Annotated in this window: 13 protein-coding genes and 1 pseudogene; 6 read left to right on the top strand and 8 right to left on the bottom strand. The window is 38.7% G+C overall.

Annotation, left to right across the window (positions count from 1 at the left end; genetic code table 11):
• Nucleotides 1-252: 252 nt before the first annotated feature.
• Both F4694_RS25890 and F4694_RS25885 read right to left on the bottom strand, forming a co-directional pair.
• Complete coding sequence (locus F4694_RS25890; protein ID WP_179602798.1) at nt 253-993, bottom strand: hypothetical protein; 741 nt, start codon at nt 991-993, stop codon at nt 253-255.
• Nucleotides 980-2,038: a hypothetical protein gene (locus tag F4694_RS25885; protein ID WP_179602797.1), complete on the bottom strand. Its 1,059-nt coding sequence runs from the start codon at nt 2,036-2,038 to the stop codon at nt 980-982. The genes F4694_RS25890 and F4694_RS25885 overlap by 14 nt, the downstream gene beginning before the upstream one ends.
• Before the next feature lie 515 nt (nt 2,039-2,553).
• Between F4694_RS25885 and F4694_RS25880 the strand changes: the two genes are divergently transcribed.
• The 3 genes from F4694_RS25880 to F4694_RS25870 all read left to right on the top strand — a co-directional run bounded on the left by F4694_RS25880 (nt 2,554) and on the right by F4694_RS25870 (nt 4,622).
• A complete protein-coding gene (locus F4694_RS25880) occupies nt 2,554-2,928 on the top strand; it encodes a YmaF family protein (RefSeq protein WP_179602796.1) in 375 nt (124 codons plus the stop codon).
• Nucleotides 2,929-3,076: 148 nt separating this feature from the next.
• Nucleotides 3,077-4,204: a hypothetical protein gene (locus tag F4694_RS25875; protein WP_218895841.1), complete on the top strand. Its 1,128-nt coding sequence runs from the start codon at nt 3,077-3,079 to the stop codon at nt 4,202-4,204.
• 130 nt (nt 4,205-4,334) lie between these two features.
• Nucleotides 4,335-4,622, top strand: a complete 288-nt coding sequence (locus F4694_RS25870) for an HNH endonuclease (protein ID WP_179602794.1) — start codon at nt 4,335-4,337, stop codon at nt 4,620-4,622.
• A gap of 342 nt (nt 4,623-4,964) precedes the next feature.
• Here F4694_RS25870 and F4694_RS25865 read toward each other — a convergent pair whose 3' ends face one another.
• The 4 genes from F4694_RS25865 to F4694_RS25850 form a co-directional block, all read right to left on the bottom strand.
• Entirely contained in the window at nt 4,965-5,864 is a 900-nt protein-coding gene (locus tag F4694_RS25865) for an acyl-ACP desaturase (protein ID WP_179602793.1), read from the bottom strand.
• A gap of 241 nt (nt 5,865-6,105) precedes the next feature.
• Nucleotides 6,106-6,930 carry an ABC transporter permease gene (locus F4694_RS25860; protein ID WP_179602792.1) on the bottom strand — a complete coding sequence of 275 codons (825 nt, stop codon included), beginning with the start codon at nt 6,928-6,930 and terminating at the stop codon, nt 6,106-6,108.
• 21 nt (nt 6,931-6,951) lie between these two features.
• Nucleotides 6,952-7,785, bottom strand: a complete 834-nt coding sequence (locus F4694_RS25855) for an ABC transporter ATP-binding protein (RefSeq protein WP_308806706.1) — start codon at nt 7,783-7,785, stop codon at nt 6,952-6,954.
• 15 nt (nt 7,786-7,800) lie between these two features.
• The gene (locus F4694_RS25850; RefSeq protein ID WP_179602790.1) at nt 7,801-8,865 is read right to left on the bottom strand and encodes an ABC transporter substrate-binding protein; all 1,065 of its coding nucleotides are present in this window, start codon (nt 8,863-8,865) and stop codon (nt 7,801-7,803) included.
• 703 nt (nt 8,866-9,568) lie between these two features.
• Between F4694_RS25850 and F4694_RS25845 the strand changes: the two genes are divergently transcribed.
• A complete protein-coding gene (locus tag F4694_RS25845) occupies nt 9,569-10,183 on the top strand; it encodes a TetR/AcrR family transcriptional regulator (protein ID WP_179602789.1) in 615 nt (204 codons plus the stop codon).
• A gap of 19 nt (nt 10,184-10,202) precedes the next feature.
• Nucleotides 10,203-11,711 (top strand): DHA2 family efflux MFS transporter permease subunit, encoded by a 1,509-nt coding sequence (locus F4694_RS25840; RefSeq protein WP_179602788.1) that lies wholly within the window; start codon nt 10,203-10,205, stop codon nt 11,709-11,711.
• Between the two features lie 67 nt (nt 11,712-11,778).
• On the opposite strand, the pseudogene F4694_RS32475 reads toward F4694_RS25840, so the two are convergent.
• A pseudogene (locus tag F4694_RS32475) lies at nt 11,779-12,027 on the bottom strand (glycosyltransferase family 2 protein); the annotation flags it as partial.
• Nucleotides 12,028-12,264: 237 nt separating this feature from the next.
• Complete coding sequence (locus F4694_RS25835; protein WP_179602787.1) at nt 12,265-13,224, bottom strand: siderophore ABC transporter substrate-binding protein; 960 nt, start codon at nt 13,222-13,224, stop codon at nt 12,265-12,267.
• Between the two features lie 405 nt (nt 13,225-13,629).
• Here F4694_RS25835 and phnD point away from each other — a divergent pair, with 405 nt between their 5' ends.
• Nucleotides 13,630-14,547, top strand: a complete 918-nt coding sequence (gene phnD, locus F4694_RS25830; RefSeq protein ID WP_179602786.1) for a phosphate/phosphite/phosphonate ABC transporter substrate-binding protein — start codon at nt 13,630-13,632, stop codon at nt 14,545-14,547.
• Nucleotides 14,548-14,685: the final 138 nt, after the last annotated feature.

The raw sequence follows: 14,685 nt of genomic DNA, 5'->3' as shown, positions 1-14,685 counted from the left end.
TGAGGACAGTCCTCAAGCTTTTACTTTGGTAGTCATTGTGGTGCGCTTAATTGCTTACCTGCGGAATCGTTTCCTTTACCTGCAGATTTCCTTCTCCTATCTGCCAATTATCCTTTTTATCTGCCTATTCCCTTTGTTTATCTGCCTAACTAATACCACACTAAAACTATTAGCTTAAAAAGCCATGCAGCGGCTCCTTATAAGCTTCAATAAAAATAAGACCCACCCTTACTTCAAGAGCAGGTCTTCGCATTACTTAATAAAATACAAAACCATCATTACTACCGAAACACCCTGTCCAACAGCCAGCCCAATCAGCCATTTTTTAAACAGACCTTCCCTCATTTCAGTACGTTTAGCACTCTGCTTCCACTTTTCCTCCCACTTCTCCTGAGCCTCTTTTTGGACTTGCACCACCTGCTGTGTCAACTCCGCTATTTCCGCTTTATACCTATCTTCAATGGCGATAATCTCTTGTAAAATCAACCCTAATCGATCACTCACCACTTCAAATTTCACATTCAATGCGGAAGACTGCTCACTCAACGCTTCCTGCAGCCGCCTAATATCCTTCCGAGCCCGATCTGTTTCCCCAATAATAAACGCTTGGTCCTCCTGCTGGAACCCTTTTACTTCCGCTAACAGCTTTTCCGTCTTCTCTAGATTTTCCTGATACTGCTGGTGCCAGAAGGCAATCTTCTTTTCTAGCACCAAAATATTCTCATTAAACCTTTCCATCCCGCGCTCAAATAACTCGTTCTGAGGGTCAATTACCTCTTCCCTTAACCTCTCACTCACCTGCGTAGGGAAGCCATGCATGGACGTCCGCATATTTTCAATAGATTCATAAACTTCCTCATTCAAGGCCGCAATCGTTTCTTCACGGTCTTTCATCAGCTTTTTCAAGTCATCATAAAAAAGTTCGTCATTGATTTTCTTCAGTGATTGAATGGCCTCGGTATATTTCTCATCAACAGTATTAGACATATTCATTTCCAATGATCCTCTCCGCTTGCTTTAAGATAATTTGGCAGTACTGGTGATAGACCCACCGTTCCTCATCAGAAGCAATCTCCGCGAATAACTTCTCCTGCCAGTTTGACACAAGTTTCACAAACTCTTCTTTTAACATATCCTCCAGCACTTTGGGGCGCAGCCTATTCTGTTCCCACTCCGACTTCGCTCTACCTAACTGATCCTGCAGTTCTAAAATACGAGCTTCCTTTTGCGCCTTTTTTTCCTTAAGATCACTCAGGGTTTCTGCTGCTAATTTTTTGTGGTCGTTCTTACGTTCCCAGAGCCCCAAGATTTCCGCTTTCCCATTGTCCTTAAACTGTTCCACTTGGCTGACATAATAGTCGTATACACTTTCGTTATTTCGCACCAACGTATCAAGTACTTTCCGATAATCCTCTTCAAAATTCCCTGCTTTTAAATAGTGGTCAAGACCCCTTCCGTGCTTCAAAGAAAGCTCAATCAGCGGCGGATCCGTTTTAAAATCAACCTTTGCTGTCGAATCAATGTTTTGCATACTACGTGACATCAACACCCAAATACGGGAGAGCTGCCTTTGATAAAAATCTACCATTTCCATCTCGACTAGGTTGTAGCTTTCCAACAACCTAGATACCTTCCGCTCCTTAAAGACAACCTGATCCTTTCTATCAAAAGTAAACTTGTCGTCCAACATACACTCGAACATTTCCAACTGAATCTGATCCAAGGTCTTTTCTTCATCTTCGTAAATCGCAAGTTCCTTTTGCAAAACATCACATGTTAACTCTAGGTTCTCGATTGTTCGCTCATCCGCCGCCAAGCCTTCTACCAGCGTTTTCAGCTCTATCTCCATCCGTTCGAGATCAAGACTCCTCTCCTTGAACATGCTTTGCTCGCTGTTTTTCATCTCGGTAACTTGACTCTCAGCAGTTCCATCCTTTTGATCCCCAAAGATCAGAAACCGCTCATTAAAACGGTCAATCGCTTGAAAAATCCATTGGTCCTTTTCATCTTCTAACGTAGTAAGCAAATCGGCGATCATGCTTCATAACCTTCTTTTAGCAACTGTTTATTCAAAATATTATATAGACTCAACATCCATTCACTCCCAGAAACCCGATGCTTTCATTTTACTATATCTCCACACAGACTTCGACACTTCTCTGCAAACTTCCCTATCAATCAAACGTTTGATTACAACCATCCCAAACCCTTTTGAAAAACGAACTCTAGTAACATTTCAAGAGAGTTTCTTGTCGAGGAGGAGGGTTGTTTTCAAATCTAGTTCTTCAAATCCCGCCAAAAAAGATAGCTTTCAACATTTATCGACCAATTCTCCCAGCCGGAAATGGTAATTAAACGATTGTGTAAAAACGGGATAAATCCCATCATATAAAGGTTTCCATCTTGTTTCAGGTAAAATAATTGTCTCTTACTTAAGAGATTTATAGAAATGTAGCATTGCAATAATGTGTCTTAGAATTTCTCTATGGGGCAATAGCACTATTTGGGTAGAGGTTGAATACTGTGTTAAAAAGCTTTTTAGGAGTGATTTTTATGGATATCCCAGTTTCTGGCTTTATGTATGCTTCAGATGGTTCAGACCCGATGCATTCCCATCGAATGTATATTACATCTTGGGATGGAAGGCCTGTTCATGTTCACAGCTTTAGCGGGATTACCTCTTTTGAAGATGGGCACAGCCATCAATACGCTGGAACCACCGAACCAGCGCCTACTGGGGTCCCGCATACCCATCGATATTTTACTTTTACTTCTGTTGATGACAGACATAGACACCAAATACAGGGAATAACAGGTCCGGCCATTCCGCTTCCAAACGGTGGACATTATCATGAATTTAATGGTGTCACCACCGTCGAAGGAGTCCGTCCACATAGACACTTTTATAGTGGTAGAACAAGTCTCTAGATTAACCCCTGTTGTTACCTGCATACATCTAAAAGGGTGCTTGCTAAGTAAATAGCAACGCTCCCTTTCAAAATTACCAACATCTACATCTAAATATACAACCAATATTCCTGCACGGTCTGCGTTCATTATAATCATTGTTTTGCTTTTGGTAATGATTATAATCATTATCATTCATTTGACCCCATCTGTCGTCTTGTTTGTTACAGCCACAATCATGGTGTTTGTTTTTCATGTCCTGTTTGTCGTAATCATCATGCCCGTTGTTATTGTCCCACTTGCCGCCATCATTGTGGTGGTTGTTTTTGTTTTGCTTTTTACAGCCACAATCATGGTGTTTGTCATTCTTGTCCTTTTTGTTGCAATCATCATGCCTGTTGTTATTGTCCCACTTGCCGCCATCATTGTGGTGGTTGTTTTTGTTTTGCTTTTTACAGCCACAATCATGGTGTTTGTTTTTCATGTCCTGTTTGTCGTAATCATCATGCCCGTTGTTATTGTCCCACTTGCCGCCATCATTGTGGTGGTTGTTTTTGTTTTGCTTTTTACAGCCACAATCATGGTGTTTGTCATTCTTGTCCTTTTTGTTGCAATCATCATGCTTGTCGTTATTGTCCTGCTTTTTACAGCCACAATCATGTTTGTCATTCTTGTCCTGCTTTTGGCAATCATCATGCTTGTTGTTATTGTCCTGCTTTTTACAGCCACAATCATGGTGTTTGTCATTCTTGTCCTTTTTGTTGCAATCATCATGCTTGTTGTTATTGTCCTGCTTTTTACAGCCACAATCATGTTTGTCTTTATCATCCTGCTTCATACAATCATCATGCTTGTTATCGTTCTTGTCCTGCTTATTGTCGCCACAGTGCTTGTCGTTATTGTCGTGCTTATTCCCACCTCCATGCTTATCGTTTTTGTCCTGCTTATTGCCGCCACCATGCTTGTCATTTTTATCCTGTTTATTGCCACCGTGCTTGTCATTTTGATCTTGCTTATTGCCACCGTGCTTGTCATTTTGATCTTGCTTATTGCCACCATCATGCTTATCGTTATGATCGTGTTTTTCCTTTTTGTCTTTCTGGCCTTTACCACGATGATGCTTATGGTGTTTTTTCTTACCTGGCATTTTCCTTTCTCCCTTCTTAACAAACCTATTTATATAGCTAGTTTATTAAGAATATTGAAAATGGCTTGGACGAACATCCATCATAAGTCTTTTTATAAAAGTACTACCTGGTCACAGAGTGGCCCTGGTAATTTACACATACATATTTGAGTGCAATGAATGTACAAAAGAATAAATGCAAATAAATATATACATCTTGTTAAATCAACTTGTCGTCTGGTGCAAATTTTTTAATTACAGAGCCCTAGAAATGGATAGGAATCGTTAAGGAGGAATACGAATGAGTACATGTGAACTTTGTGAGCGAGAGGAGGTTGAGACAACTGTCCATCATTTGCTGCCTAAGGAAATGGGCGGTACATTTGGTCCGACGGCCAATTTATGTATTCCTTGCCATAAACAAATCCATGCCATTTATACAAATGCAGAAATTGCAGCACGTTTAACAACCATCCCAGAATTAAAGAAAGATCCCCAACTTTCACGATATCTAAAATGGATACGGAAACAACCTTCCACAAAACTAATGAAAATAAAAAAGTCTAATGAGCGGAAACGGAAACGTTAGCCAAGGTGGAGTTGATCAGTTATCTTAATAAGCCATTGTGACATGGTGCCTGGCACCCGGTTCTGCTTACCTGCTAAAAACTAAACTCTCATTTACCTGTAGATTCACTTCAAAGGCATGTCCAATTAACTGAAAAAAGTCAGGCGACCACCTGACTCTGGTAATTGAGGATAGAAATAGACGAAATTCAAGGAAGTAAACGTATTTTATTATAATATTTTTCATAAAAAAACTCTTACCTGCCAAAATCTCTTCCCTACCTGCATTATTCATTTGTTTACCTGCCTGATTAAACAGCCTACCTGCATAAAAATTTCGCAGAGAGATCCCACAACCGCACCTTTAATTGCGGTTTGCAGCAGCGTAAAATCGATCTCTTACACGTTTAAGCCTTGCATGGTAATTAAGAATATCCAAACGAGCCTTTTCAGCTTCCGGAGCAATCGGTCTAAGATTCTCAATGTCCCAATAGTCAACAATGACATCCAGCACTTGATCAAAATATTCAAGCGGCCCGTAATTGGCTTCCTTTGCAATAATTGACATGCGGTCTTCAAAATCAGGCATGACTGTACCTGGCATTTGGAAATTTTTAATCACATAACCTAGGTAGTAACAATAATTCGGTTCCAACTGCAAATGTAATTTGATAACATCGCGATAAAAAGCATAATGTAGCGTTTCATCCTTGGCGAGACGTCTGAGGAGCGTAGCTAATTCTTTATCATGCGATCCCGCTACCTTTGCAACATTATAATAAAACACCATAGTTGCAAGTTCCTGGAGTGACGTATAAACCATTGTCTCAAAAGGGGTATGAAAATCCGGCTCCCAACCACCTTCTACTGTCTGCTTATGCAATTGACGGATTCGCTTGGGGTCTGCATTTCTTGTAATCAATAGATAGGTCTCCAACAGATTGGAATGTTGGTCTTCTTCTGCTGTCCAGGTATGGACAAAATCCTTGATGACAGAAAGCGATCCTTTAAAAGTTTGATCGAGATGGGATGTGAACCAAGGTAGATTAACCTCAGTCAAAAGAGCCGTCTCTACAGCCGTTACCACGCCTGGCGGCAGTGTTACCTGTTCAGGATTCCAGGGTACTCTCTTAAAATCCTGCGCTTTATCCCAAGGCAAGAAATCATGATAGCCCCAATCTATTTTTGCAGCCCTTCTCTTATGTTCCTCATAGAGTTCCTTTAATTGCGGTTCAAGTCTAAAGTCTAAATGGTTCGTTAACAACTATCTTCCACTCCTTTTCACTACTTTACCGTATTACTCTATTAAATCATATAATTAACAACATTCCGACTTTATAGACTTCATTTTTAAAAAGTATATCAATATGAGATTATTCCTATGATTTTCAGCTGCAATGCGAAAAGCAAACCCATTTATAACCCTACCTTTTGACCAAAAAAAGCGGAGAGCTCAACTCTCCACCATTACTTTAAAACCACAACTGAACGGTGTTCTGACCCAATTACCTATGGTCCGGTCTCCAGGATGAAAATCGTCTTTCAATAACACCTAATAATGTAGTAAGGATTAACCCTGTTATGGTAATGACTAACACACCAACAAACATACGATCCGTTTGTAAATTCTGCCCGTTGCTTGTTAATTGATATCCAATACCAGCTGTTGAAGCGAATAACTCCCCCACTACTACAGCTATGAGGCCTTGACCAATTCCTAGTCTTATACCATTTAAAAGGAATGGTACGGTAGATGGTAAGGCAATGGTTTTGAAAATTTGAAACTCACTTGCATTAAACGTTCTGGCTGCCTTGATTAAGTTTTGGTCCAAAGTTAACATCGCCTTTTGTGCACTCATGACGATTGGAAAGAAAGCCATCAAAAAAACGATAACAATTTTTGATGCAGGTCCAATTCCAAATGCAATAACAATCACTGGCAAAAGGGCCACTTTAGGCGTTACATATAATCCTGAAATGAACGGATTCACAACGGCAGAAAAGTAGGGGTTCCAGCCTGAGAATACACCTATAGGGATTCCAATAAATATAGCCAAGGCAAATCCCGCTATAAATTCATACCCACTTACTTTCATATTTTCCCAAAAGGAGACTTCCTGGACCATTACGACGGCTGCTTTTACAATTTCAATTGGAGAACTTATAAATAAAGGATTGATCCATTCATTTTGAGAGGCAATCTCCCAAAAAAGAAGAAACAGTAGAACGGAAACAGAACTAATCATGTAAGTCTTGCTTTCTTTTTTTAATTTCCATTTCTTTTTTATTTTAGGCTCTGATTGTACAGCTTGGAGATTACTCTGAGTCATAAAACTCCCCCTTTCCCATTACTACTTCCCTTTGTTATCAAACCCTTGTTTTGATGATTCCTTTTCAATAATCGACCAAATATGATCTACTAAATGAACAAACTCAGGACTTCGTTTAACATGCAGATCTCTTGGTCTAGGAATATTCACATCAATAACCTCTACGACACGTCCGGGTCTTGCCCCAAAGACGAAGACCCGATCTGCTAAAAATACCGCTTCATCAATTTGGTGTGTAATAAAAAGACTTGTCTTTTTTGTCTCACTCCATATCCTGAGCAGCTCACCTTGCATAAATTCTCTGGTTTGGGCATCTAAGGCAGAAAATGGTTCATCTAGCAGCAGTAATGATGGATTAACGGTTAAGGCCCGAGCTAAGTTTACCCTCTGCTGCATTCCCCCTGATAATTCATGGGGATAATGATTTTCATATCCTTTTAAGCCAACCATCTCAATAAATTCTTTGGCTTCCTGCTTTTTATCTGCGGATAATTGTTTTTGAAGCTCAACCCCATATAGAACATTATCCAGAACGGTTCTCCATGGTAAAAGGCTTGGATTTTGAAAAACCATCGCTCGATCGTTACCAGGTCCCTCAATTTTCTTTTGATCTAGCAGGATTTCTCCTCTGCTAGGCTTCAATAATCCTACTACCGTATTTAAAAACGTAGTTTTTCCACAGCCGCTTGGTCCGACAATACAAATAAATTCACCATCTTTAATGTCTAAGTTTATATTCTCCAGGGCCATCACTTCTGCACCTGTTTTATTGTTGACGTAGGTGACATCTAAAAAGCGAGTGGATAATTTCAAATTTTGTAGTGTTGCTGCCGTCCCCATAACGTTATCAATCACTCCTTCAAGCTATCATTATTTTTTAAAGGCTTCTTCAATATAGCTATTTGTCCAAATAACATCTTCCGTTGTGTCTTGTTTCGTCTTCACACCTGATATGTCGCCATATTCAATCAGTGGGTCCTGAGCATTATCCCAAGCTTCCTGAGTCATTTCTCCATAACCTTTAAAAGTGTCTTTTAAACCAATGAGAGATTGTTCAAGGATATCTACATCAATACCTTCAAAATAGGAGGTAATCGACTCTGCTGCTTCTCTCGGGTTATCCCGTGTGAATTCCATGCCTTTACCAATGGCCCTAACTACCTTTAAAGATATTTCATGATTTTTCTCTAAAAACTTTCGATCTGCAAACACCACTTCCCAAACCATGTTTGCATACATTGGCTCTTCCATTGTATTGATGACTACATCTCCCACATCTTTACTAGCTGCTTGCAGCCCCATTGGAGGTGAGGCAATACCACCGTCAACTATTCCCTCTTGCATGCCGCCAATTTTCGGTCCATCTCCTGCTAGTTTAACGGTTTCAAGAGAATTAGGATCGACACCATGCAATTTCATTAAATAGCGTGTATAAACGTCTCCAGAATCACCAACTAAGTTTGTCCCTATCGTTGCGCCATCCAATGCCGAAATTCTCTCCTTGAGTGATGAATCTTTAGAAATCTTCCTCTTATCTTGGTATTGTTTTGATAGTGTTATTTGATAGGTCAGGGCAGAATTTAAAGATTGAATCGCTACCAAATCTTCGCCTTTATCAAGCGGAGTGAACATACTTCTAGGGCCAGAAACGGCAAACTGTGCTTCACCAGACAAAATCGATGCAATGACTTGTGCGCCGCCGCCGCCTGAGGCAATCTTCGCTTCAATTCCTTCTTCTTTGAAGTATCCTTGTTCAATCGCTACATATAATGGGGCCACAGATAAAATTCGAGCAGGCTCTGAAAAAGTAAGCGTAGTCATTTTATCCCCTGATTCCCCTTTAGTATCTGTAGTTGTTTCTTTCCCTTGACTACAAGCAGAAACCACCAACACAAAACATAGTAAAATAGCTGTTAAAATTTTTTTCTTTAACAAAGTAAATCCCCCCTGAAAAAAGATTATTTGTTTTATATACAAAACAGTATTTTATATACAAATACATTCTATTATCATCGTTACAAATTTGTCAAATGTTTAAATTGAATATTTCAACTATTTAGTAAAATTTAGCGTCACTGAACCTATAAGACTAGCTGTACAATAAGGGATGATTTCTATTAGCCAAAAACCGATATTCTACTGCAATATACGAGCCATTTTTTCTTAGCTAATCGTTTGATTAAATATGGTTTTATCCCTTTTTAAAAACGAACTTTAGCCAGTTCTCACGAAAAATATCTGTCGAAGGAAAAGGTCAGCTTTTTGTTATTTTTCAGCAAAACCCCAATAAAAACTACGAGTCTACTTTTTCTATCATGCTTCAACAATTTATGATTTTAACTAATCGTTTGATTAGTTCCTTCGATTTCCTTATTAGTGCAGGAATTCATAGTGAAGGTTCATAGAAAAAGCGTCACTTTTTAGAATAGGTCATACTCTCACTTTCTTGATGGTGCCTGGCACCAAGTTGCTAAATGAGATTAGGCCAAAAGAACCGTCCCTATGGCTTTTTCAAAAAGGTGACAGGCACCAAAAATGACATGATGTCACTTTTTTGTCGACTTATGACATGGTGTCACCTATAATCTGTTAGTACTCAGTTGTGACACGGTGTCACATTGCAGATAGGAGAATGAATATGCCAAAACAAACGTATTTTCACTTATCGAAGGATAAACAGGAAACTTTAATTGTGGCTGCTAAAAAGGAATTTTCTAGAGTTCCGTTACATGAAGCATCCGTTGCTAATATTATCAAAAGTGCTGGAATCCCTAGGGGCAGCTTTTATCAATATTTCGAAGACAAAGAGGATTTATTTTATTACTTGCTAAATCAATTAGCGGAAAAAAGTAATCGACGATTTATTTCCGTTCTTATGGACAAAAATGGAGATTTATTTGAGACGTTTATTGCTACCTTTCAATTTATGCTCGAGGTTCATCGAGATCAAGAACACAAAAACTTCTTCAAAAATGTTTATTTAAATATGAACTATAAACATGAAAAAACCTTAGCAAATGATGTTTATGAGGAAACTCAGAAAACGCAATATTTTAATACCATCAAATTAATTGATACAAGCAAATTGAATGTTCATGATGAACAGGAACTACATCATGTATTAAAAATTCTGATGGGCGTCACCTTTCAAAACCTTGTTCAACTGTTCGTTAAAGAATATAGCGATGAAGAAGCGCTTAAAAATTATCTCGTACAGATAGACCTTCTAAAAAGAGGCTTGCAAAAAAATTAGAAATGGGAGAAAAAAATATATGGATACATCCTTACAAAAGAAACCACCATATTTAATGATTGCAATATTATTCGTTGGAGCATTTGTTTCTTTTTTAAATAACTCGCTCTTAAACGTGGCACTTCCATCGATTATGGTCGATTTAGAAATCAAAGATTATTCCACCGTTCAGTGGTTAGCTACAGGCTATATGCTTGTCAGCGGGATCTTAATTCCAGCATCAGCCTTTTTAATCACACGCTTTTCGAATCGCAGTTTATTCATATCATCCATGGTGCTCTTCACGCTAGGTACAGCACTAGCAGCTTTTGCACCAAACTTTGGTCTTTTACTCTCTGGACGCATGATTCAGGCAGCCGGTTCTTCGGTTATGGGACCTTTATTAATGAACATTATGTTAGTTAGCTTCCCACGTGATAAACGTGGTACAGCAATGGGAATCTTCGGTTTGGTTATGATTACAGCACCAGCCATCGGACCGACTCTTTCCGGTTACATCGTAGAATACTACGACTGGCGCCTACTGTTTGAAATGATTTTACCATTAGCCATCATTAGTTTATTATTGGCTGTTTGGAAGCTTGAAAATGTAATGGAACAAAACAAAAATGCCACACTTGATTACCTTTCAGTGGTATTATCGTCCATCGGTTTTGGCGGATTACTCTACGGTGTTAGTTCAGCAAGCTCAGACGGCTGGGACGATACCATCGTCTTAACCACAATTATCGTTGGTGGTATTGCCTTAATCGCTTTTATTATTCGTCAATTAAAGATGGATCAGCCATTATTAGATTTACGTGTTTATAAATATCCAATGTTTGCACTTGGATCTGTCATTGCGATTGTCAACGCAATAGCTATGTTCTCAGGTATGATTTTAACACCTGCATATGTACAAAATGTTCGCGAGATTTCACCACTTAATTCAGGGTTAATGATGCTTCCAGGTGCGATTGTAATGGGGATCATGTCGCCAATCACAGGTAAACTTTTCGATAAATTTGGTCCACGTATATTAGGAGTAATCGGACTGACCGTTACCGGCGTTTCTACTTATATGCTGGCGCATTTACAATTCGATTCTAGCTACACCTATATTATTCTTGTCTACACATTACGTATGTTAGGGATGTCCATGGTCATGATGCCGATTATGACAAATGGTTTAAACCAATTACCAACTATGTTAAATCCGCATGGTACAGCGGTTAACAATACAGCTCAACAAGTATCTGGTTCCATCGGGACAGCAGTTCTCGTAACGATCATGAACTCCGTTACAAAAACAGAAGCTAAAAGCCTTATGGCTGGTATTGATCCAACAACTCTAACAGAAGCCTCAACTGCCTTATTAACGCAGCAGGCATTATTAGCGGGGATTCAATATTCATTCTATGTGACATTAGCGATTAACATCGTGGCTCTTGTTTTAGCCCTATTCGTTAAACGCGTGGATACAAGTGAAGAAGTCGTTAGAAAGTTAGAACAGCAGGGCAACAGACAAATCAAGCCTGCTGCACAGTAAAACTACCAAAAGAAATCCCCACCTAGCAGGTGGGGTCTTTTGTTCTATTACGGGGGTGACAGGCACTTTACTTCCATTTTCTTTTAAATTTAAAAAACTCTTGAAGATAACCATAAACAGATACGGGAGACATAATCATTTGGTAGCAAAGAAAGTAAAATATAAAGCCTACTAGATTTTTACGAATTTTAAGGTGTAAACGTTTGAATACAAAATTTCTTTGATAGAAATAGAGAAAACTATAACTGATAAGTGTTAAGGGCAAAACAAACAATGTAGCAGGGCCAACAATCAAGTAGTTACCAAAAAATTCTAAAAAAGAGGTGACAGGCACTACCCTGAGCACCACCCTGCATCGGTCTGAAAACAAATTTATAAAGTTTAACAAAAAAAACAAAATTCCTTTTACTCTTCAACAATTTTTTATAATGTATAGTCCAAGAAAAAAGCCCCCTTCGAATGTTACAAAAGGGGCTTTGCTTACAACTATCAAGACTATTAATCTTCAAAAAAAATGAAGATTTAGCGCCGGACCATACTACCTGCGGTCCTTCTATTCTAATGCTGCTTTCACTTCTTCTACCATGGATTGTGTAGAAGTAATACCATTTCCTGCAATATACCAGTTCACTGCGTCTAAGTAGACAATCTTACCATTTTTATACGCATTTGTTTTCTTTACTAAGTCATTTTCAAGGGTATCTTTTGCTGCTACTTCCCCACCAACTGCGGCAGAGCGGTCAATAACAAATAGAACATCTGGATTTTTTTCTAAAATATATTCAAACGTGATACTTTGGCCGTGCTGTGAAATTTCAAGATTTTCGTCTACTGCTTTGAAACCAAACACGTCATGTACAAATCCATAGCGTGATGCTGGACCAAAGGCACTTACTTTTCCTTCATTCGCCAATAAAATTAATGCTTTGCTGTCAGAGGCAGTTGCTTCTTTATTTAACGCTTCAATACTTGCTTTTAGCTCATTCATTTTTTCATCAAGTGCCTCTTCCTTTTCAAAAACTTCAGCTAAGAGTTTGAAATTCTTTTCAAGTGAGTCCATATAGTTTGCATAATCAACTTCTACAAATACCGTTGGAGCAATTTCTGCAAATTGATCATAGAGCTCTGCTTGTCTAGATGAAATGAAAATAACATCTGGCTGTAGTTCGTGAAGCGCTTCAAAGTCAGGTTCTTTTAAGCTCCCAACATTTGTATATTCGGAACCTGCATACTTCTCTAACGTCTTAGGTACGATCGCTTGTGGAAGAGCGGCTATTTCGACACCCAATGTATCTAATGCATCAAGTACTCCAAAATCAAATACAACTACTTTATCAGGGTTCTTTTCAATCGTAACTTCTCCATATTTATGAGTAATTGTAACTTCTTTTGCTTTTTCTTCTGTTTTCTCTCCTTCAGAACCAGAAGATTTACTTGCTTCCTCTGTGCTCCCGCACGCTGCTAATAAGAAAATCAATGTGAAAATTAAAGAAATAAAACGTAACTTTATCATCCTATTTGTCCCCTTTTATCAAATAATTTTAACCAAATAAATATGTAAAACTGTTTGTGTAGGTCCTATAGAGCATTTCTGATACCGGTTATAACTGGTTATCAGCCCTTCTGATTTTTGTTTAACTGAAAATGATTATCATTATCACATTAACTATATTATATTTTCAGACAAATTATGTCAATAGGTAATTGAGAATTATTTTCATCTGGTGGGGATAGATACATGGGGACGGTTCTCGCGGTTTTTTTTGTTAATCCCGGCCACAAGGACCGTCCTATGGCTAGTTCCCATTTAATTTTCGGAATCTTTACACTAGGAAAATACCAACTTTACAATCTCTTGTTATATTACTCTTGTGTTAGTTGTATAAAAGTGAAATACGACTAAAAGGAGAGAGACAAAATGATAAAAAAAAGATTATCAAAATTCTTTCTAACAGTAGGACTTGTATCCACTTTGGCTGTGTGTGGGACTGATGGAAGTTCAGCATCTTGGTCTGAAAAAGAGTGGCCCGAAGAAATTACGTTGGTTCAAAAACCAAATGAAAACAATCCGAACGCGGATTCTTTACACACACTGTTGAGAGAACATCTATCTAAAGAATTAGGAATTGAAGTGAACGAGCTTAAGGGCAGCTACTTTGTTGGAAGTGAAGCGATGGCCAGTGGGAAATTAGATATAATGCTTGGTAGTCCTTTGAGTTATTATCAAGCGAATAAACGTGCGGAAGCGGAATTGTTGGTCTCTCCTCAAAAACCAACAGACAAACAGAACAATTATACGGCGTTTATCACTCAAAGCCATAATACAGAAATTAACAGTATAGGAGATTTAAAAGGAACGCACTTTGCGTTTGTAAATTCCGATTCTTCATCAGGCTATTTTTACCCAAAGGGAACGTTGGTTCAAAAATTTGACCTTAATCCAGATTTGGTTGAGCAGTCAGGCTACTTTTTCGAAAATGTTACCTTTTCTAAATCACATCAAAATAGTCTCATGGGCGTAAAAATGAGAGACTTTGAGGCAGCCGCAGTTGCGGCAAGTGTGGTCGACGGTATGATTGCATCCGGAACCATAAAGGAAGGTGACATCAAGGAAATTGGTCGTACACAAGATTTTCCCGGTGCTTCCTATATGGTTCGCGGGGATTTACCAGAAGATTTCAAAGAAGCTTTAAGAGATGCGTTCATATCATTTGAAAATGAGGAGTACTTTGAAGCCCTGCACCAAGATCCAAACGCACGTTTTGTAGCTGTTGAACAGGATTATTTTGATTCTTCCATTGAAATGCTTGACGCTATTAATGCATTGGAGGAATAGCAAGAATATTGAACCCATATTATCGGTTAATCATTAGGAATCAAAACTAGATACTATTATTTCTAAACCCCGCCATAAGAACCGTCCCCTTGGTTTTCCATAACAAAAAACAGGAGACATATATCCCCTGCTTCTGTT

Source organism: Neobacillus driksii, from assembly GCF_013409995.1.
Taxonomy (GTDB): domain Bacteria; phylum Bacillota; class Bacilli; order Bacillales; family Cytobacillaceae; genus Neobacillus; species Neobacillus driksii.
The sequence above is the reverse complement of the archived record's forward strand: the minus strand, read 5'-3'. Positions and strand labels throughout refer to the sequence as shown.